Raw genomic sequence first — 18,941 nt, 5'->3', positions numbered from 1 at the left:
CGACGCGGATGAATTTTGACGTGGCTATAGACAAAACCCCCTCGAGTGGATAATTTTTCGGAGCCGTCATAATTGCGACGGCGACCAGAGAGCCGGGACGAAGGCGTACCCGATCTGCGCCGGGGAGGGCGCGGGTACGACCATGGGGGTCCCTGCAGTTCAGAGAGGAACGCAGATCACATGCTGAAGAAAATCCTGACCGGTGCGGCCATCGCCGCACTCGCCGTCGGTCTCGGAGCGTGCAGCTCGGAGCGCGCGACCACCGGCGGCGGCGACGCCTCGGGCGGCGGCACCGAGTGCAACGTCGGTATCGCGATGCCCACCCGTAGCCTCGAGCGGTGGATCAACGACGGCGAGCAGCTCCAGAAGAAGCTCACCGACGCTGGCTGCACCGTCGACCTCCAGTACGCCGACAACAAGACCGACCAGCAGATCAGCCAGATCCAGAACCAGATCTCGGGCGGCGCGAAGATCCTCGTGATCGCCGCGATCGACGGTTCGACCCTCGGCCCGGTGCTGCAGGAGGCCAAGGCCCAGAACGCGAAGGTCATCGCGTACGACCGCCTCATCAACGGCAGCGAGAACGTCGACTACTACGCCACGTTCGACAACTACAAGGTCGGCACCCTGCAGGGGCAGTACATCGAGGAGCAGCTGGGGCTGAAGGACGGCAAGGGCCCGTTCAACCTCGAGCCCTTCGCCGGTAGCCCCGACGACAACAACGCGAAGTTCTTCTTCGCCGGCGCGTGGGATGTCCTCAAGCCCTACATCGACAAGGGCCAGCTGGTCGTCCCCAGCGGCAAGTCGCCCGCCAACGACGACGCATGGGCGTCGATCGGCATCCAGGGCTGGGCGTCCGACAAGGCGCAGGCCGAGATGGACAACCGCCTCTCGTCGTTCTACGGCGACGGCAAGAAGGTCAACGTCGTGCTCTCGCCCAACGACAGCCTCGCCATCGGTATCGAGGCGTCGCTGAAGTCGGCCGGCTACACCCCCGGGGCGGACTACCCGATCATCACGGGCCAGGACGCCGACAAGGCCAACGTCAAGGCGATCCTCGACGGCGCCCAGTCGATGACCGTGTGGAAGGACACCCGCGCCCTCGGCGACCGCGTGTTCACGATGATCCAGGAGCTCAAGGACGGCAAGGAGGTCGAGGTCAACGACACCAAGACCTACGACAACGGCAAGAAGGTCGTGCCCTCCTACCTGCTGACCCCCGAGGTCGTCGTCAAGGACGACGTGCAGTCGAAGCTCATCGACTCGGGCTTCCTGAAGGCGTCCGACGTCGGACTCTGATTCACCCCTCGCGGCGGGGCGGGCTTCGGCCCGCCCCGCCGCTCGATCCCTGACGGAGGGACAACCATGACCGAACCGATCCTGCGCATGGCGGGGATCTCGAAGTCGTTCAACGGCATCCCGGCTCTTGCCGACGTCTCGATCGACGTGCACCGCGGCGAGGTCCACGCGATCTGCGGAGAGAACGGCGCCGGGAAGTCCACCCTGATGAAGGTGCTCAGCGGGGTCTACCCGGCCGGCAGCTTCGAGGGCAGCATCACCCTCGAGGGTGAGCAGATGGCGTTCCGCTCGATCAACGACAGCGAAGCCGCCGGCATCGTGATCATCCACCAGGAACTGGCGCTCAGCCCGTACCTGTCGATCGCGGAGAACATCTTCCTCGGCAACGAGAAGGCCCGACGCGGTGTCATCGACTGGAACGCCACGAACACGGCGGCCGCCCAGCTGCTCAAGCGCGTGGGACTCCGCGAGAACCCCGCGACGAAGATCTTCGAGATCGGTGTCGGCAAGCAGCAGCTCGTCGAGATCGCGAAGGCATTGGCGAAGGAGGTCAAGCTCCTCATCCTCGACGAGCCGACCGCAGCCCTGAACGACGACGACTCCGCCCACCTGCTCGACCTCATCGACCAGCTGCGCGACCAGGGCATCACTTGCATCATCATCAGCCACAAGCTGAAGGAGGTGCTCCGCATCGCCGACCGCATCACGATCATCCGCGACGGACGCACCATCGAGACGATGCGTCGCGACGACCCCGAGACCGACGAGGGACGGATCATCCGGGCCATGGTCGGCCGCGACCTCAACAGCCTGTTCCCGCCGCGCGAGCCCGACATCGGCGAAGAACTGTTCCGCGTCGAGAACTGGACCGTCCACCACCCCGTCGACACCGAGCGCGTCGTCATCGACAACGCCTCGTTCACGGTGCGCGCGGGCGAGATCGTCGGTTTCGCGGGCCTGATGGGCGCCGGCCGCACCGAGCTCGCGATGAGCATCTTCGGCCGGATGTACGGCACCGGCATCTCGGGGGAGGTCTACAAGAACGGTCAGCAGATCGACGTCCGCACCGTCGACGCCGCGATCAAGCACGGCATCGCGTACGCCACCGAGGACCGCAAGAAGTACGGCCTCAACCTGATCGGCGACATCCAGGTCAACGTCTCGGCATCCGCGCTGGCCCGTCTCGCCCGCCTCGGCGTGGTCGACCGGTACCGCGAGTACAAGGTCGCCGATTCGTACCGCTACAAGATGAACATCAAGGCGCCCAGCGTCGCGGCGATCACCGGACGGCTGTCCGGCGGGAACCAGCAGAAGGTCGTGCTGTCGAAGTGGATGTTCACCGGTCCCGATGTCCTCATCCTCGACGAGCCGACCCGCGGCATCGACGTCGGGGCGAAGTACGAGATCTACGGCATCATCAACGAACTCGCGGCCCAGGGGAAGGCCGTCATCGTCATCTCGTCGGAGCTGCCCGAGGTCATCGGCCTCTCCGACCGCATCTACACCATCTCCGAGGGACGCATCACGGGCGAGGTCAGCCGTGAAGACGCCACCCAGGAGACGCTCATGCGGCACATGACCGCCGGAAGGAACTGACAGCAATGGCCACCGCATCCACCCAGACGGTCGAAGCGCCGACCCAGCCCGGGCCTCGCCGCCGCGGCATCCTGTCGCGCATCAACTTCCGTCAGTTCGGCATCCTCGCCGCCCTGGTCATCATCATCGTGCTGTTCCAGGTGCTCACCGGCGGACGACTGCTGATGCCCGGAAACGTCAACAACCTCATCCAGCAGAACGCCTACGTGCTGATCCTCGCGATCGGCATGGTCATGGTGATCATCGCCGGCCACATCGACCTGTCGGTGGGCTCGGTGGTCGCCATGGTCGGTGCGATCGCGGCCATCGCGATGAACCAATGGGGCCTGCCCTGGTGGCTGGCGGTCATCCTGTCGCTCGCCGTCGGCGCCGTCGTCGGTGCGTGGCAGGGCTTCTGGGTCGCCTTCGTCGGCATCCCCGCGTTCATCGTGACCCTCGCCGGCATGCTGCTGTTCCGCGGCCTCACGTTGGTGCTGCTGACCGGTGGCACCATCGCCGGTCTGCCCGACGGCTTCACCGCCATCGGCGCCGGCTGGCTGCCTCCGGTGCTGGGTTACGTGGGCGTCTGGGACTCCCTCACCGTCGTGCTCGGTGTCGTCGCCGTCGTCGCGCTCATCGCGCAGCAGCTGCGGACGCGGGCGACGCTGCGCCGCCTCGAGCTGCCCCGCGAGGTCGCGTGGTCGTTCTGGCTGAAGAACGCCATCGCCGCCGTGGCGATCATGGCGGTCGCCTTCACCCTCGCCGCGTACAACGGCACGCCGATCGTGCTGATCATCCTCGCCGTGCTCGTGCTCGCCTACACGTTCGTGCTCAACCGCACGACCTTCGGTCGTCACATCTACGCGATGGGTGGCAACCTCTTCGCCGCGGTGATGAGCGGCGTGAAGACGAAGTGGGTCAACTTCTTCATCTTCGTCAACATGGGTGTGCTCGCCGGTCTCGCCGCGGTCGTCAGCACCGCGCGCGCCGGTGGCGCCGTGGCATCCGCGGGTCAGAACTACGAACTGGATGCCATCGCCGCGGTGTTCATCGGTGGCGCCGCCGTCCAGGGCGGTATCGGGACCGTCATCGGAGCCGTCGTCGGTGGCCTCGTCATGGGCGTGCTGAACATGGGTCTGTCGATCCTGAGCGTGGACGCTGCCTGGCAGATGGCGATCAAGGGCATCGTCCTGCTGCTGGCCGTCGCGTTCGACATCTTCAACAAGCGGCGCAACGGCGGTGCGTGATCGGATGGGGAGCGCGGCCCCGGGGCCCGCTCCCCATCCGTGTCACTGCGTTTCTCGTCCGTACGACTCCGATGGGATGATGGGGGAGGTGCGCCCCTCATGACCCCTGCCGTGTTCGAGCCCGCGACGCCGCTCGCACCCCCGGCCGGTCGTACGACCAACGACCTGATCCGCCAGCAGAACCTCGCGTCCGTGCTGTCGTTGCTCCACTCCCGGGGAGCGCTCTCACGGGCACAACTGGGCGCCACCACCGGTCTCAACCGCTCCACCGTCACCGGTCTCGTGATGGAACTCACCGAGCTAGGACTCGTCCGCGAGGCCCCCGGTGGCGAGCGCACCGGCAAGGTCGGGCGCCCCACCCTCGACATCGAGCCCGAAGACCACGTCGCAGCCCTCAGTGTCCGCGCGGAGCCGCATGCGGTGACCGTCGCCCTCGTCGGTCTCGGCGGCGTCGTGCACGCGCGCCTCCGCCACGACACCGCGAGCGCCCCCTCGCCGCGACGGTTCGTGCAGATCGTCGAATCGTCGGTCGAGGCGATGCGCGCCGACATCGACCGCCACTACCGCGTCGTGGGTGTCGGACTCGCGGTGCCGGGTCTGGTGAACGCCAACGGTTCGGTTCTCGTCTCGCCGACCCTCGGCTGGAAGCGCGAGCCCGTCTCCGCGCGCTTGAGCGACCAGCTCGGGATGCCGGTCACCGCCGGCAACGATGCCAGCATCGGCGCCCTCGCGGAGTCGCGGTTCGGCGTCGGCGTGGGCGTCGGCAACCTCCTCTATCTCGGCGGTGCGATGCACAGCATCGGCGGTGGGCTCATCATCGACGGCACCCTGCTGCGCGGAACCTCGGGCTACGCCGGAGAGCTGGGCCACACGGTCGTCGACCCGCGGGGTCGACGTTGCGTCTGCGGGCGGAAGGGATGCCTCGAAGCCGAGGTCAGCCTCGACCTGCTCGAGCCGCTCCTCGGTCGCCGCAAACTCGACGAAGACGAACTCGACGTCGAACTCGGCGTCGCCCGCAATCCGACCGTGATGTCGGAGGTGACCCGCCAGGTCGAGGTCCTCTCGCTCGCGCTGACGAACTTCGTCAACGCGTTCAGCCCCGAGACCGTCGTGCTCTCGGGCTACCTCGGCGCCCTGCTCTCGGTGAGCCGGGAGCGCCTGGCCGACGCGGTCCGCGTCCACCCCCTCGGGGCCGAGGGCCGCACGATCCGGCTCGAGCGCGCCCACCTCCGCTCGCGTCTCATGCTCATCGGCCCCGCCGAGCTGGCGTTCGCCGACCTGCTGTCGAACCCCGCGGGTTTCCGCGGCTGAGGGGAGCGGCATCCGCACGAACGAGGACGGACGTCGTATCCCGGTCGTTCATGCCGTCGTCGGGCCGGCCGCCTACGGTCATCCCGGGCGTCCGGTCCCGACGGGCACCCGGAAGGTGTTCGTGAACCTCGAAGAGGCCCCCCGCCGGCCGCTGTGGCCGTGGCTGATCGCGCTGGTACTGCTGGTGGGTGGCGGTGGTGCCGTCGTCGCGCAGACGCAGGCGACGGCGCTCGACGTCGAGCGATCCGCCGCGCGCGTCGACCACTGGCGCGCGGCGGCTCCGGCATCCCTCCCGCCTGCCGCACCGACGTCCGCGGCGGCGGACACCGCGGTCGACAGCTCGACGGTGCCGGTGCCCCTGCCCGCGATGATCCTCGTCCCGGATGCGACGTGGACAGAGGCCGTGGCGGCGCGGACCGGCATCCCGCAGCGTGCCCTGCGCGCCTATGCCTCCGCCGCGCTGACCGTCCGAGCGGAGCAGCCCGATTGCGGCCTCGGCTGGAACACGCTCGCGGCCCTCGGCTCGATCGAGTCCGCCCACGGCGCCCACGCCGGCGGCACCCTGGACGCGGAGGGTCATCCCGACCCGCCCATCCGGGGAATCGCTCTCGACGGCACCGCGAGCGCGGCGATCGCCGACACCGACGGGGGCCGATTCGACGGGGATGCCACCTGGGACCGCGCCGTGGGGCCGTTGCAGTTCATCCCGGCGACGTGGGAGCGCTGGGGAGCGGACGCGAACGGCGACGGCGTCGCCGACCCGGACCAGATCGACGACGCCGCCCTCGCGGCGGGGCGCTACCTCTGCGCCTCGGGAGAGATGACGAGCCCCGTCGGCTGGCGACGCGCGGTGTTCTCGTACAACCACCTCGACTCCTACGTCGACGACGTCGCGGCCAGCGCGAACGCGTACGCCGCGCGCTCAGCCGGCTGAGCCGCGACGTCGGCTCAGGCCGGAGGAGCGGACTCCTCGATGAGGTGGAGCTGCGTGCCGTCGGGGTCGATGAGGAAGCCCGCGCGCCGTCCCCACGGGCGGAGCGCGATCGGGCTCAACCGGGGCCACGACGAGTCGCGTTCGGGAACGACGGCCGCGATCGCGGCATGGAGGCCGTCGAGATCGGCGACGCGGACACTGCACATGAACGAACTCGTCGCCGGGTCGAGGTCGGGGAAGGGGAAGAACTCCAAGACGACGGGGCCGCGCTCCACGATCAGCCAGGACGCGTCGCGAAAGCTCTCCTCGAATCCGAAGGAGCCGTAGAACTCCGCCGTCACCGTGAGATCTCGCGACGGCAGATTCGGGACCGCTCGATCACTCATGGGGCGACCCTACGCGGGGTGGGTCGTGGGCGATAGATTGCCGCCATGGCCGAGTTCATCCTGTTCTGCATCCCGGTCGTCATCTACCTGATCGTGCAGTCCCGCCGCGGACATGTCGGTTTCCGGCTCGCCCGGCGCCGTCTCGGTGCGACGTGGGGTCCGGCCTCCGGGTACGGATGGGCAGCGGTGCTCCTCGTCCCGTTGGTGCTCGCCGGGTGGCTCGCGATCGTGCTGATCCCGCTCGAGACCCTCGAAGCGCCCGGTGTGTCGATCGCGCGTCTCACCTCCGTCGGAGCCGCGGTCGGGGTGGTGCTCCGGGCGCTGGGGGAGGAGGTTCTGTTCCGGGGGTTGCTGGGCGGCATCTTCCTCCGCCGGCTCGGCTTCGTCCGAGGAAACCTCCTGCAGGCAGCGGTCTTCCTGCTCCCGCACCTGCCGCTCCTGCTCATCGACGTGCGGACGTGGCCGATCCTCCCCGTCCAGTTCGCGGCGGGATGGCTGCTCGGGTGGTTGCGCCACCGCACCGGGAGCTTCGTGCCCGGCGCCGCGGTCCACGCGGTGAGCAACGTCGTGGCGGGACTTCTCGCGGCCTAGCCCCCGATCACCACGTTCAGCGGCTCCTCGCCCGAGCGGAGGCGGTCGATCTGCCGGCGCACGAGGCGGGCGATACGCGGGTGCATGGCATCCGTCGCTCCACCCACGTGCGGGACGACGAGCGCGCCCTCCAGGCTCCACAGGGGGTGTCCCGCGGGAAGCGGTTCCGGGTCGGTGACGTCGAGCGCCGCGCGGATGCGGCCGCGGCGCACGTGATCGACGAGCGCCTCGGTGTCGACGAGCGGGCCGCGGCCGACGTTGACGACGAGTGCGCCGTCGGGGAGCGCCGACAGGGCAGCATCGTCGACGATGTGGCGGGTCGCGTCGCCACCGGGGAGGGAAGCGATCAGGACGTCGGTCTCGGCGAGCACGTCGTAGAGCTCCCCGAGAGGGAACACCTCGACATCGTCTTGTAGGCGACCGTGCGAGGCGACGGCGCGCAGTTCCACCTCGAAGGGCTTCAGACGCGCGGCGATCGCCCGACCGACGCCGCCGAACCCGAGGAGCGTCACGCGCAGGTCGGCCAGGCCCGGAGCGCCCCCGCCGATCCACTCCCCCCGGTCTTGTGCGCGCACGAAGTCGGGCAGTCGACGCTGTGCCGCCAGAGCGAGGGCGACCGCGAGCTCGGCGGTGGCCGTCTCGTGGACACTCGATGCGTTGGCGAACCGCAGCCCCTCGGGCAGTCGCCCCTCGACGTTGTCGTAGCCGATCGACTGGCTCTGGACCAGGCCGACCTCCACACTCGACAGGGCCTCGATCACCCCGTCCATCGACATGTACGGCGGCACGACCAGGTCGAAGCGCTCGCGCGGGGCGGCATCCTTCATGTCCCAGATCACCACCTCCACCCCGTCCGGGAGCTCGCCGAGGTCATCGCGGAGGCGGGCGTTCGGTACGGACACGGTGAGGGGGATCGCAGTCGTCACCCTTTCACGCTAGTCGGGCGCTCGGCATCGACGGCTCATCCGACACAACGTAGGGGGTCGCTGCGGGAGCCGACCGGTCACGTGTGCACGGGTTCGGTGCGGGCGGACGCTGCTGCGTCCTGTCCCACCGACGGGGATGCGGCGGCGGCCGGACGCCGGCCGATGTGCACGCCGACCGGCACGTCGTACGCGAGGTACTCGTCGAGCAGTTCGTCGGAGTGGCGGGCGAACAGGCGTCGCGAGAGGGCGGCGGCCAGCTTCGTGGCCCCACCGACGAGGCCGGGGATCTGATGGCTGAGCATCCCCTGGCTGACACGCGCGCCGTGATTGAACAGGTGGATCCGCGACAGCGCTTCGCGCCCGCCCCGGTCCACGAGACCGAAGTCGTCGTCGAGGTAGGGGAAGGCCGCGAGTCCCGGATTCTGCGCCGCGGCCTCGGGGCTGAGTCGATCGCTCCAGAGGGTGGCATCCGGAGCCACCGTCGCCAGCTCCGGGCGCCGCGCCAGATCGGACACGATGCCGGTTGCCGCGAGCACGACGTCATAGTGATGGATGCCATGCGGTGTCGTCACGGCGATCTCGGTGCCCGTCCAGGACGCGCTCTCCCACGGCGACGAGGTGAGGAAGCGGAAGTCGTCGAACGCGTGCGCGCGCCACAGGGCGTTCTGCGTAGCGGGCTGGTCGACGGCTGAGAGGTGGACGTTGAACGCCCACTTCTGCGCGTCGGTGAACGTGCCGTAGTTCTCGATGAGACCGGCGAACTCCATCCAGCGGTAGGGGCTCACCTGCGGCATCGCCGCGCGGCGCATGTGCACGTCGACGCTCGCGGCGCCGTGCTCGAGGGCGGTCGCTGCGTTGTCGAAAGCGCCGGTGCCCGCGCCCAGGATGCCGATGCGCAGGCCGGCGAGCGCGTCGAAGTCGATGTCGTCGTGCGTGTGGTGCACGCGGTCGACGGGGAGGGCGTCGAGGATCCCCGGGAGGTGGCGGCCGCCCGCGCCCTCGATGCCGGTGGCGAGGACGACGTGGTGTGCCTCGAGCATCCAGGTGCCGTCGGGTCCCTCGAGGGCGAGCTCGAGCGGACCGTCGCCCGGGATGATCGAGGTCACCCGCGTCGAGGGGATGACAGCGATGGCCGAGACGTCGCGGTACCACTGCAGGAAGCCGTGCCACGCGGCGGTGGGGAAGTACTCGATCGCGTCCCACGCGGCGGGGCCGTACACGGCCTCGAACCAGGCGCGCGGGCTGACCGCGGGGGTGCCCCATGTCGGCCATGCGATGTCTTTGGGGGTGCGCAGCGTGTGCATGCGCGCGTAGGTGGTCCACGGTCCGGCGCCGTCGGCGGGGGCGGCGTCGAGCACGACGACGTCGTCGATCCCGCGGCGGCGGAGACCCCGCGCAAGGACGAGGCCCGCCTGGCCGCCGCCGACGATCACGACGGGGTGCACGCCGTCGCGTTCGTCGACCCACGCGCGACCGTCGCCGGCGCTCAGCGCGGCCTGGTGCGCGGCTTCGCGTTCCAGCGCGGCGAGGCGGGCGGCGGCGTCGGGCAACGGGCTGAGCGCGCTCATTCCGCGTCGATCTCCACGCGCGCACCGAAGGCGTCGTCGAGGCGGTGGTTGTGGTGGTCGGTGACGTTGGTGTCGTCGAGCTCGAGGTTGACGAAGTCCATGCTCGGGTCGGCGAAGAAGGGGCCTGCGTGCCACGTGCCCTTGCGCATCGTGATGGCCGTGCGCGGGGGGATGCGGAAGGCTCGCAGGTCCTCGAGGGCCGGAGCCTCGATGCCGGGAGCGGCGACGGCGATCGTCCACTCGACGTCGCCGACGGCCATGAGCGTCTGTGTCGTCTCGAGGTGACGGGTGACCCGGACGAACTCGGCGGGCTTGTCGTCGAGGTGCATGAGGTAGAAGCGAGGGATGCCGTTCGACACGTCGAGCACGGCCTCTTCGGCGGTGAACGCAGTGCCGTCTTCCATCGGGGTCAGCACGACGCCGTAGGGCTCGAAACCGGCGGGAGTGACGGTCTCGGCGGTGAGGCGATGAGTGGTGAGGGTCTCGGTCATGGCGGCTCGCTTTCGTCGGGTGAGGCGAGCGTACGCTTGTCCAACAAGTTGCGGAGCGACTTGTCCACCAACGTCACCACGTCTTTACGTGCCGGAAACCCTCGCTCAGCTTCTCGCCGATCGTGCCTGCGTCACCGCTGGAGAGCGGCGAGCGCCTCCGCGCGGGGGAGCTCCACGTCGCGGGTGACGGTGTCGTAGTGCCGGATGAGGCCACCCGTCGCGAAGGCGGGCCATCCGGGGTCGCCCGTCTCGGCGAAGCGGATCCAGTCCCCGTGCATGCGTTCGGCGAGGGGCTGGGGTGCCGAGGGTCCGGCGAGTCGTTGGGACGCGGCGTCATCCAGCGCGTCGAAGACGAAACCGATCTCCAGGGCGTGCGCCGCGCGCAGATCGCGCACAGGGCTCTGCCAGCCGAACTCGTAGACGAAGGTGGGTGCGGTGCGGGCGCGCGCGACCTCGACCGCGGGTGCCCGGACGATCGCGTCGGTGAGGACCTGGCCGATGATCTCCCCCACCGACGCATCCGGGAGGGCCCGTCGGTATGCCGCCCATACTCCGCGCGGCAGACGCTTCGCCAGGGCGAGCAGGGCGTAGCTGCGCGGCGTCAGTCTCGCGACCGCCTCCGGGGGATACCAGAGGCGGTACTCGTCGGTGTTCGTGCCGATGATCAGCGGGACGTCAGTGGTGACGATCGCGCGCCGCGGTGTCTCGGGGAGCGTCGCCGTGTCGAGGGTCGCCGTGAAGCCCGGCGCGGCTCGGAGCGGGGTCGATCGCGCGGTCCGTTCGTCGCGAGCCGCGACGAGCCGACCGGGGTCGACGTTCCGCAGGGCAGCTGCGGAGGCGGTCACGCGGAGGGTGCGCGCGATGTCGCGCGTGGGGCGGGCTGCGCGCTTCGGCGTCTCGACGTCGAGCGGACCGGACTGGATGACAGCGCCGGACAGGAGTGGTCGAAGGTCTTCGCGAGCGAGGAGGGCGGCCACGACCGCTCCGCCCGCGGACTCGCCGAAGATCGTGATGCGCGAGGGATCCCCGCCGAATCGGGCGATGTTGCGGTGCGTCCACCGCAGCGCCTCGGCGGCGTCAGCGAGACCGATGTTGCGCGGGGCATCGGGGAGGACGGAGAAGCCTTCTGCGCCGAGTCGATAGTTCGCCGAGACGAAGACCACGCCGTCGCGCGCGAACGGAGTGCCGTCGTACGTGCTGAGGGCGGCGGTACCGCGTTCGAGGGCCCCGCCGTGGAACCACAGCATGACCGCGGCTCCCTCGGCATCCTCGGGTCTCCAGACGTTGACGGTCAGGATGTCGTCGCCGGGGATGATCCGCGAGTCCAGGAGCTGGCCGATGGCGCCGGGATACGGCGATTGGGGCGAGGTGGGTCCCCATTCCGTCGCGTCGCGGACCTGGTCCCACGCCGGGACCGGGACAGGCAGGGAGAAGCGTCGCGGGCCGACCGGTGGCTGTGCGTAGGGGATGCCGAGATAGCGCTCGATGCCCTCTCGGCGGGACCCGCCGACGGGTCCGGTCTGGGTCTGGACGACGGGACGGGTCATGCTTCTTCCTCTCCAGCGGTGATCGGGGGTGGTCTCGCCGTCACCTCGGGTCGACGGCGACGGGGTGGCCCCGCGGGCATGGGCGTTGCGGCACCACGCCCTCCTCAGGACCGCACGCGTCGGATGAGCGCGTTGCGCAGACCGGCGGGGGCGGGCAATTGCACCTCGCGCGACCAGTATCCGATCGCGTCGTCGGCGCCGTACCCGCAGTACGTCATCTCCAACACGGGTGTTCCGGGTTCTGCCGCCAGGATCCGCGCGCGCTCGGCGTCGAGGGCGATCGCATCGATCCACATCGTCTCCCACGCGACCCGGATGCCGTTGGCCTCCTCCGCCAGGTCGAACACCGGTCGTGTGGGGTCGAGGTCTGCCGCCCGGGTGAGCGGCACGAGGTCCTCGGCGAGGGCGTAGGGAGCGCCGTCGACGCGCCACATCTTCCGTGTGCGCAGGACCTCGGTGTCGTCGGGGAGGTCGTCGTAGCGGTCGCCGCCGGGCGCGAGCGTGAGTCGCTCGGCTGCGACGACGTCGAGGGTGGGCTCGTGACCCGCCGCGCGGATCGACAGCGAGTGGTCGAACTGCTCGTCGATGCGCCGGCCGACCCCGGGCAGACGTCGGTTGGGCGACGTGCGAGCGCCCTGCGTGCGATGGACGTACCCGCGTTCCTCGAGGCGGATCAACGCCTCGCGGACCGAGTTGCGGCTCGCGCCGGTGAGCTCGGCCAGACGCGGCTCAGACGGCAGGGTGTCGGCATCCGCGCGCCAGAGGTGCAGGATGCGATCGATCAGCGCGTCCTGATCGGGAGCGGGCTTCTCGGTCACTCCCTCACGCTATCGCGAGGCTGTCGGGGCGAGCGGCCGGGATGCTGTGACGAGGGGAGGGCGTGGGGCCGGGGGAGGAGGGTTCAGAGCGAGGAGTCCTCCGCTCGTCCCTGATCCTTCGCCCGTCACGCTCCACGGGCGCTGGGCGGCACCGCGCGCGGCGAGGGCGTGCAGACAGATCAGGCCGCGGCGCCCACGACGGCTGCGATGGCCGAGGTGAAGAATCCGAGGCCGTCGACACCGGAGCGCATGGCGGCGGCCGTTCCGGGGCCGAAGCCGGGCTCGACCGCGTGCTCGGGGTGCGGCATGAGACCGACGACGTTGCCGCGCTCGTTCGTGAGGCCGGCGATGTCGTCGAGCGAGCCGTTCGGGTTGACGCCGACGTAGCGGAAAGCCACGAGGCCCTCACCGTTGACGCGTTCCAGGGTCTCGGCATCCGCGATGTAGCCGCCGTCGGCGTTCTTCAGCGGGATGACGATCTCGTCGCCCGCGGTGAAGTCGCTGGTCCAGGCGGTGGAGGCGTTCTCGACGCGCAGGCGCTGGTCGCGGCGGATGAACTGCTGGTGGGCGTTGCGGATGAGTCCGCCGGGCAGCAGGTGAGCCTCGACGAGCATCTGGAAGCCGTTGCAGATGCCGAGGACCGGCATGCCCTTGGCGGCGGCGTCCTTGACCTCGGCCATGATGGGCGCGAAGGCCGCTATCGCGCCGGCGCGGAGGTAGTCGCCGTAGCTGAAGCCGCCCGGGAGGACGAGGGCGTCGACGCCCTTCAGGTCGTGTTCGCCGTGCCAGAGGGCGACCGACTCGGCACCCGCGAGGTGGATCGCGCGCTGCGCGTCGCGATCGTCGAGCGAGCCCGGGAAGGTGATGACCCCGATGCGCGCGGTCACTCCACGACCTCGATGTTGACGACGTCTTCGATGACCGCGTTCGAGAGCATCTCGTCGGCGAGCTCGCGCGCGCGGGCCAGGGTGCCCTCGTCGACCTCGCCCTCGACGGTCAGCTCGAAGCGCTTGCCGATGCGCACGTCGGAGAAGCGGTGCTCGCCCAGACGTGACAGGGCACCGGCGACGGCCTTTCCCTGCGGGTCGAGAAGCTCGGCCTTGGGCATGACGTCGACGACGATGGTGGGCACAGCAGCTCCAGATGTCGGGTGGGGTGTGTCGTCCCATTCTACGCAGGGCGCCTCGTCGCGCGGAGGCGGACACTGCGTGACGGCCTCAGGCCTGGCGGCATCACGCGGCGCTCTCCACATCGCCCTCACGAGGAGGCGTGGCCCGTCGTCTCGAGGAGAGGACGCTATCGGCGTCTCCCGCACGTGGGAGCGCTCTCTTGACGGTATGGGAGCGATCCCATACTCTCGACGGAATCGGTGAGAGCGCTCCCACGTCCGAGGCAGGGAGCCGCACACACCTCATCGAGTCGCATCCACCACAAAGGAGTGTCCTGTGAAATCACGCGCCTTGCGCCGTGTCGCCCTCGCCGCGGCCGTCGCCTCCACCTCTGCCCTCGTGCTGGCCGGTTGCTCCGGCGGCGGGGGTGCTGCCGCCGGGAGCAGCGACGAGGAGATCACTCTCACCGTCGCGACGTTCAACGACTTCGGCTACACCGACGAGCTGCTCGCGGCCTACACGGCCGAGCACCCGAACGTGAAGATCGTCCACAACCGCGCGGCGAAGTCCAACGACGCCCGCGCCAACTACTTCCAGAAGCTCGGCAAGTCGGGTCTTGCCGACATCGAGGCCATCGAGGTCGACTGGCTGCCCGAGGTCATGAAGTACTCCGACCTGCTGGCTCCGGTCCCCGACGACCTGAAGGACCGCTGGCTCGACTGGAAGTCCAAGGCCGCCACCGACCCCTCCGGAAACCTGATCGGCTACGGCACCGACATCGGCCCCGAGGCCATCTGCTACCGCGCCGATCTGTTCGAGGCCGCGGGCCTTCCCACCGATCCCGCCGAGGTGGCCGCTGCCCTCACGGGCGACTGGTCGACCTACTTCGCCATGGGCGACACCTACGTCGCCGCGACCGGCAAGCCGTTCTTCGACTCGGCCGGCAGCGTCTACCAGGGCATGATCAACCAGGTCGAGGCGGCGTACGAGAACCCCGAGACGGGCGAGATCACGGCCACGACCAACCCCGACGTCAAGAAGATCTACACCGAGACGCTCGACGCGAGCAAGACGCAGTCGGCCCACTTCGAGCAGTGGTCCACCGACTGGTACGCCGGCATGGCCAACGGGGCGTTCGCAACCCTCTCGTGCCCCGGCTGGATGCTGACGCAGATCGAGGGCAACGCTCCCGAGGTCGCCGGCTGGAAGATCGCCGACGTCTTCCCCAACGGCGGCGGCAACTGGGGAGGGTCGTACCTGACCGTTCCGGCCAACGGCGCGCACGTGGCCGAGGCTCAGGCCCTCGCCGACTGGCTGACCTCCCCCGAGCAGCAGGTGAAGTTCTTCCAGCAGGCGGGTACCTTCCCCAGCCAGGTCGAGGCCCTCAAGGCGCCGGAACTCCTCGACAGCACCAACGCGTACTTCGGTGACGCCCCGATCGGGCAGATCTTCACCAACCGCGCGCAGGCGGTGTCGGTGACCCCCTTCAAGGGCGAGTACTACTTCCAGGTCAACGACGCGATGCAAAAGGCACTCACCCGCGTCGAGAGCAACACACAGGATGCCAAGACCTCGTGGGACCAGTGGGTCTCGCAGGTGGATGCCATCGGCTGATCTCGGTCGTCGCGGGCCGGGCGCCACGCGCGCCCGGCCCGCACCCCCGGAAGGAAACCCATGACCACGACACTGCAGCCGCCCGCGACCCCCGCGTCCTCCGCTCCCGACGGTCCCCCCGCTCGCACCCCCCGACGCGTCGGGTTCGGCTCGACGCTCAGCGCGTGGGATCTGAAGCTCTCGCCCTACCTCTACATCTCGCCCTTCTTCGTCCTCTTCATCGTCACCGGGCTCTTCCCGATCCTGTACACGGGCGTCATCTCGTTCATGGACTGGGATCAGATCCGCGGCTCGGGCACCTTCGTCGGTTTCGACCAGTACGCCTATGTGCTGTCACAGCCGGCCTTCTGGGATGCCCTGCGCAACACCTTCAGCATCTTCGTGCTGTCGACCGTGCCGCAGCTGATCCTCGCGGTCTTCATCGCGGCGATGCTCGATCAGAACATCCGCGCCAAGACCCTGTGGCGCATGGGCGTGCTCGTGCCCTACGTCATGGCACCCGTGGCCGTCGCGCTCATCTTCAGCAACATGTTCGGTGACCAGTACGGCATCATCAACACCCTTCTGGGCCGCATCGGCCTCCCCGGCGTCGGCTGGCACTCCGACGCCTTCGCGAGCCACATCGCGATCGCCACGATGGTCAACTTCCGCTGGACCGGCTACAACACCCTCATCCTGCTCGCCGCGATGCAGGCCGTGCCGCGCGAGTACTACGAGGCCGCGACCGTCGACGGCGCGGGCAAGGTCCGCCAGTTCTTCTCGATCACGCTGCCGAGCCTCAAGCCGACCCTCATCTTCGTCATCATCACCTCGACGATCGGCGGCCTGCAGATCTTCGACGAGCCGCGCATGTTCGACCAGTCGGGCACCGGCGGTTCCGACAACCAGTGGCTCACCATCTCGCTCTACCTCTACAACCTCGGCTGGGGCGAATGGAACTTCGGTCGAGCGGCGGCGCTCGCCTGGATCCTCTTCCTCATCATCCTCGTCATCGGCGCGGTGAACCTCTTCATCAGCCGTTCCCTCGTGCGCGACGAGGGCTCGCGCGACGGCCTGAGCCGTGGCCAGCGCCGCGCCGCCGCTCGCGCCGCGAAGCAGGGCATCGCCGCGGACTCCACCGGAAAGGGTGCCCGTTCATGAGCGTCATCGACACGTCCCCCGTCACGGGGGCCGCCGACCCCGCACCGGCGCGGAAGCGCCCTCGTCCCGTGCGGGGCTCGCGCCCCGGGTGGTTCGTCTACGCCAGCCTCGGCGTCGTCCTGCTCGCGGCCGTCGTACCGTACTACTGGGCGCTGCTCATCGGGTCCGGCGACTCCTCGACGATTCGCAACCCGGAGCTTTCGTGGATCCCCGGCGGCAACTTCTTCGCCAATGCCGCCGACGTCCTGAACAACCCCGCCGTGAACTTCTGGGCGGGGCTGTGGAACTCGATCTTCAGCTCCGCGCTCATCGCGGCATCCGTCGTCTTCTTCTCCACGCTCGCGGGCTGGGCGTTCGCCAAGCTCCGCTTCCGCGGCGGTCCGTGGCTGCTGCTCTTCGTCGTGGCGACGATGGCCGTGCCCACGCAGCTGGGCGTCGTGCCGCTGTACATCCTGTTCAGCGAGCTCGGGTGGACTGGGCAGATCGGCGCGATCATCGTGCCCGCGCTCACCAGCGCCTTCGGGGTGTTCTGGATGACGCAGTATCTGCGCCAAGCCGTGCCCGACGAGCTGATCGAGGCCGCGCGCGTGGACGGGGCGAGCTCCTTCCGCACCTTCCTGACGGTGGGCGTCCCGGCGGCGCGACCGGCCGCGGCCATGCTCGGTCTCTTCACCTTCGTGACCGCGTGGAACAACTTCTTCTGGCCGTTCATCGTGCTCGACCGCCAGAACCCGACGCTGCCCGTGGCCCTCTCGCTGCTGCAGTCGAACTACTTCGTCGACTACTCCGTCGTGCTCGCAGGTGTCCTGCTGTCGACGGTCCCGCTCCTGCTGCTGTTCGTGTTCGCGGGCAAGCAGCTGGTCAGTGGCATCATGCAAGGGGCGGTCAAGGGATGACCCTCGCCCCCACGGAAGGAACCCGAACCATGTCCGTAACCCGAGCCTTTCCCGAGGGCTTCCTCTTCGGAGCCGCGACCGCGGCCTATCAGATCGAGGGAGCGGCGTTCGAGGACGGCCGCACCGCCTCGATCTGGGACGCGTTCGCCCGCGTTCCCGACGCGGTGATCAACGCCGACAACGGCGATGTCGCGTGCGATCACTACCACCGCTACGCGGGTGATGTGCAGCTCATGAAGAGCCTCGGGCTGCAGACCTACCGCTTCTCGACGTCGTGGTCGCGCGTGCGCCCCGACGGCGGGGCGCTGAATCCTGCGGGCGTCGATTTTTACAAGCGCCTCGTCGATGAGCTCCTGGATGCCGGCATCCTCCCGTGGCTCACGCTGTACCACTGGGACCTCCCTCAGGCCCTGCAGGAGAAGGGCGGGTGGACCGTCCGCGAGACGAGCGAGCGGTTCACCGAGTACGCGCTCGACATGCACGACGCGCTCGGCGACCGCGTAAACGTGTGGACGACGCTCAACGAGCCCTGGTGCTCGTCGTTCCTCAGTTACACCGCCGGCGCTCACGCTCCGGGGCACTACTCACAGGCCGAGGGCATGCTCGCCGCGCACCACCTGCTCCTGGGTCACGGACAGACCGTGCGCGAGCTGCGCGCTCGCGACGCGTCGCTCAACCTCGGCCTCACGCTGAACCTGACCGTGGCGGACCCCGTCGACCCGACGAATCCCGCCGACCTCGACGCGGCGCGGCGCATCGACGGGCAGTTCAACCGCTGGTTCCTCGACCCGGTGTTCCGCGCCGAGTACCCGGCGGACGTCATCCGCGACTTCCGCGACACCGATGCGGAGGCGGTTCAGCGCTGGCAGGCAGCCGTGCAGCCGGGCGATCTCGACGTCATCTCGACGCCGATCGACACCCTCGGCGTGAACTACTACCACGGCGAGTACGTCGGCGGCACACCCCCCGTCGTCGCACCTCCCGCGGGCGATGCGCCGACGGTGCGCCCGATCTCTTCGCCGTTCCCGGCTCACGAGAACCTCTACTGGCACGACCGTGGCCTCGACCGCACGAACATGGGCTGGGAGGTGCAGCCCGAAGGGCTCACGCGCCTGCTCCTGCACGTGAGCGAGGAGTATGCGGCCCAGGCCGGGGTGCCCCTCTTCGTCACCGAGAACGGCGCCGCCTACGACGACGAGCTCGTCGTCGAGGCGGACGAGGCTCACGTTCACGACACCGAACGCGTCGAGTTCGTCGAGGCTCATCTCGGTGCGGTCCTGGATGCCGTGGATCAGGGCGTCGACGTCCGTGGCTACTTCTACTGGTCGCTGATGGACAACTTCGAGTGGGCCTGGGGCTACGAGAAGCGTTTCGGGATCGTGTACGTCGACTATCAGACGCAAGAGCGCACGGTGAAGGACTCCGGCCGGCAGTACGCTCGCATCATCGCCGAGCGCGCTCTGGCCGCCGCACCCGCGGTGTAGGCCGC

General features: G+C 69.3%; 18 protein-coding genes. 10 read left to right on the top strand and 8 right to left on the bottom strand.

Features of this window, described 5'->3' with window-relative positions; genetic code table 11:
• Positions 1-180 precede the first annotated feature (180 nt).
• From chvE to PIR02_04205, 5 genes are all read left to right on the top strand, one after another.
• Positions 181-1,299: a sugar ABC transporter substrate-binding protein gene (gene chvE / locus PIR02_04225; protein ID WZH37873.1), complete on the top strand. Its 1,119-nt coding sequence runs from the start codon at positions 181-183 to the stop codon at positions 1,297-1,299.
• A 66-nt stretch (positions 1,300-1,365) separates the two neighbouring features.
• Positions 1,366-2,895: a sugar ABC transporter ATP-binding protein gene (gguA, locus tag PIR02_04220; protein ID WZH37872.1), complete on the top strand. Its 1,530-nt coding sequence runs from the start codon at positions 1,366-1,368 to the stop codon at positions 2,893-2,895.
• A 5-nt stretch (positions 2,896-2,900) separates the two neighbouring features.
• The gene (gguB, locus tag PIR02_04215) at positions 2,901-4,121 is read left to right on the top strand and encodes a sugar ABC transporter permease (GenBank protein WZH37871.1); all 1,221 of its coding nucleotides are present in this window, start codon (positions 2,901-2,903) and stop codon (positions 4,119-4,121) included.
• Positions 4,122-4,220: 99 nt separating this feature from the next.
• Positions 4,221-5,432, top strand: a complete 1,212-nt coding sequence (locus PIR02_04210; GenBank protein WZH37870.1) for an ROK family transcriptional regulator — start codon at positions 4,221-4,223, stop codon at positions 5,430-5,432.
• A gap of 121 nt (positions 5,433-5,553) precedes the next feature.
• Positions 5,554-6,366 carry a lytic murein transglycosylase gene (locus PIR02_04205; GenBank protein ID WZH37869.1) on the top strand — a complete coding sequence of 271 codons (813 nt, stop codon included), beginning with the start codon at positions 5,554-5,556 and terminating at the stop codon, positions 6,364-6,366.
• Positions 6,367-6,380: 14 nt separating this feature from the next.
• Here PIR02_04205 and PIR02_04200 read toward each other — a convergent pair whose 3' ends face one another.
• Positions 6,381-6,752: a bleomycin resistance protein gene (locus PIR02_04200; protein WZH37868.1), complete on the bottom strand. Its 372-nt coding sequence runs from the start codon at positions 6,750-6,752 to the stop codon at positions 6,381-6,383.
• A 45-nt stretch (positions 6,753-6,797) separates the two neighbouring features.
• On the opposite strand from PIR02_04200, the gene PIR02_04195 reads away from it, so the two are divergent.
• Positions 6,798-7,343, top strand: coding sequence for a CPBP family intramembrane metalloprotease (locus PIR02_04195; GenBank protein ID WZH37867.1), 546 nt, complete (start codon positions 6,798-6,800; stop codon positions 7,341-7,343).
• Here the strand turns inward: PIR02_04195 and PIR02_04190 are convergent.
• The 7 genes from PIR02_04190 to purS all read right to left on the bottom strand — a co-directional run bounded on the left by PIR02_04190 (position 7,340) and on the right by purS (position 13,825).
• The gene (locus PIR02_04190; GenBank protein WZH37866.1) at positions 7,340-8,269 is read right to left on the bottom strand and encodes an NAD(P)-dependent oxidoreductase; all 930 of its coding nucleotides are present in this window, start codon (positions 8,267-8,269) and stop codon (positions 7,340-7,342) included. The genes PIR02_04195 and PIR02_04190 overlap by 4 nt on opposite strands.
• A gap of 77 nt (positions 8,270-8,346) precedes the next feature.
• Positions 8,347-9,837 (bottom strand): NAD(P)/FAD-dependent oxidoreductase, encoded by a 1,491-nt coding sequence (locus PIR02_04185; GenBank protein ID WZH37865.1) that lies wholly within the window; start codon positions 9,835-9,837, stop codon positions 8,347-8,349.
• Complete coding sequence (locus PIR02_04180; GenBank protein ID WZH37864.1) at positions 9,834-10,328, bottom strand: ureidoglycolate lyase; 495 nt, start codon at positions 10,326-10,328, stop codon at positions 9,834-9,836. Before PIR02_04180 ends, PIR02_04185 begins: the two co-directional genes overlap by 4 nt.
• 131 nt (positions 10,329-10,459) lie before the next feature.
• Positions 10,460-11,875 carry a carboxylesterase family protein gene (locus tag PIR02_04175; protein WZH37863.1) on the bottom strand — a complete coding sequence of 472 codons (1,416 nt, stop codon included), beginning with the start codon at positions 11,873-11,875 and terminating at the stop codon, positions 10,460-10,462.
• Between the two features lie 104 nt (positions 11,876-11,979).
• The gene (locus tag PIR02_04170) at positions 11,980-12,693 is read right to left on the bottom strand and encodes a GntR family transcriptional regulator (protein WZH37862.1); all 714 of its coding nucleotides are present in this window, start codon (positions 12,691-12,693) and stop codon (positions 11,980-11,982) included.
• A 179-nt stretch (positions 12,694-12,872) separates the two neighbouring features.
• Positions 12,873-13,580: a phosphoribosylformylglycinamidine synthase subunit PurQ gene (gene purQ / locus PIR02_04165; protein ID WZH37861.1), complete on the bottom strand. Its 708-nt coding sequence runs from the start codon at positions 13,578-13,580 to the stop codon at positions 12,873-12,875.
• Positions 13,577-13,825: a phosphoribosylformylglycinamidine synthase subunit PurS gene (gene purS / locus PIR02_04160; GenBank protein ID WZH37860.1), complete on the bottom strand. Its 249-nt coding sequence runs from the start codon at positions 13,823-13,825 to the stop codon at positions 13,577-13,579. The genes purQ and purS overlap by 4 nt, the downstream gene beginning before the upstream one ends.
• Before the next feature lie 313 nt (positions 13,826-14,138).
• Here purS and PIR02_04155 point away from each other — a divergent pair, with 313 nt between their 5' ends.
• From PIR02_04155 to PIR02_04140, 4 genes are read left to right on the top strand one after another with little or no spacing between them, the layout of a single operon-like run.
• Positions 14,139-15,416 carry an extracellular solute-binding protein gene (locus PIR02_04155; GenBank protein ID WZH37859.1) on the top strand — a complete coding sequence of 426 codons (1,278 nt, stop codon included), beginning with the start codon at positions 14,139-14,141 and terminating at the stop codon, positions 15,414-15,416.
• 60 nt (positions 15,417-15,476) lie between these two features.
• On the top strand, positions 15,477-16,556 hold the full coding sequence (locus PIR02_04150; protein WZH37858.1) for a sugar ABC transporter permease: 1,080 nt from the start codon (positions 15,477-15,479) through the stop codon (positions 16,554-16,556).
• Positions 16,553-17,452, top strand: a complete 900-nt coding sequence (locus PIR02_04145; protein WZH37857.1) for a carbohydrate ABC transporter permease — start codon at positions 16,553-16,555, stop codon at positions 17,450-17,452. Before PIR02_04150 ends, PIR02_04145 begins: the two co-directional genes overlap by 4 nt.
• Before the next feature lie 29 nt (positions 17,453-17,481).
• Entirely contained in the window at positions 17,482-18,936 is a 1,455-nt protein-coding gene (locus PIR02_04140; GenBank protein WZH37856.1) for a GH1 family beta-glucosidase, read from the top strand.
• The last annotated feature ends 5 nt before the right edge of the window (positions 18,937-18,941 follow it).

This window comes from Microbacterium enclense, from assembly GCA_038182865.1.
GTDB lineage: Bacteria > Actinomycetota > Actinomycetes > Actinomycetales > Microbacteriaceae > Microbacterium > Microbacterium enclense_B.
The sequence above is the reverse complement of the archived record's forward strand: the minus strand, read 5'-3'. Positions and strand labels throughout refer to the sequence as shown.

Bases quoted from the DNA above. Each gene is read 5' to 3' on its own strand.
- PIR02_04185 (WZH37865.1), bottom strand. From the start codon at position 9,837: ATGAGCGCGCTCAGCCCGTTGCCCGACGCCGCCGCCCGCCTCGCCGCG.
- PIR02_04145 (WZH37857.1), top strand. From the start codon at position 16,553: ATGAGCGTCATCGACACGTCCCCCGTCACGGGGGCCGCCGACCCCGCA.
- PIR02_04195 (WZH37867.1), top strand. From the start codon at position 6,798: ATGGCCGAGTTCATCCTGTTCTGCATCCCGGTCGTCATCTACCTGATC.
- chvE (WZH37873.1), top strand. From the start codon at position 181: ATGCTGAAGAAAATCCTGACCGGTGCGGCCATCGCCGCACTCGCCGTC.
- PIR02_04200 (WZH37868.1), bottom strand. From the start codon at position 6,752: ATGAGTGATCGAGCGGTCCCGAATCTGCCGTCGCGAGATCTCACGGTG.
- gguA (WZH37872.1), top strand. From the start codon at position 1,366: ATGACCGAACCGATCCTGCGCATGGCGGGGATCTCGAAGTCGTTCAAC.
- PIR02_04175 (WZH37863.1), bottom strand. From the start codon at position 11,875: ATGACCCGTCCCGTCGTCCAGACCCAGACCGGACCCGTCGGCGGGTCC.
- PIR02_04140 (WZH37856.1), top strand. From the start codon at position 17,482: ATGTCCGTAACCCGAGCCTTTCCCGAGGGCTTCCTCTTCGGAGCCGCG.
- PIR02_04150 (WZH37858.1), top strand. From the start codon at position 15,477: ATGACCACGACACTGCAGCCGCCCGCGACCCCCGCGTCCTCCGCTCCC.
- gguB (WZH37871.1), top strand. From the start codon at position 2,901: ATGGCCACCGCATCCACCCAGACGGTCGAAGCGCCGACCCAGCCCGGG.
- PIR02_04210 (WZH37870.1), top strand. From the start codon at position 4,221: ATGACCCCTGCCGTGTTCGAGCCCGCGACGCCGCTCGCACCCCCGGCC.
- PIR02_04180 (WZH37864.1), bottom strand. From the start codon at position 10,328: ATGACCGAGACCCTCACCACTCATCGCCTCACCGCCGAGACCGTCACT.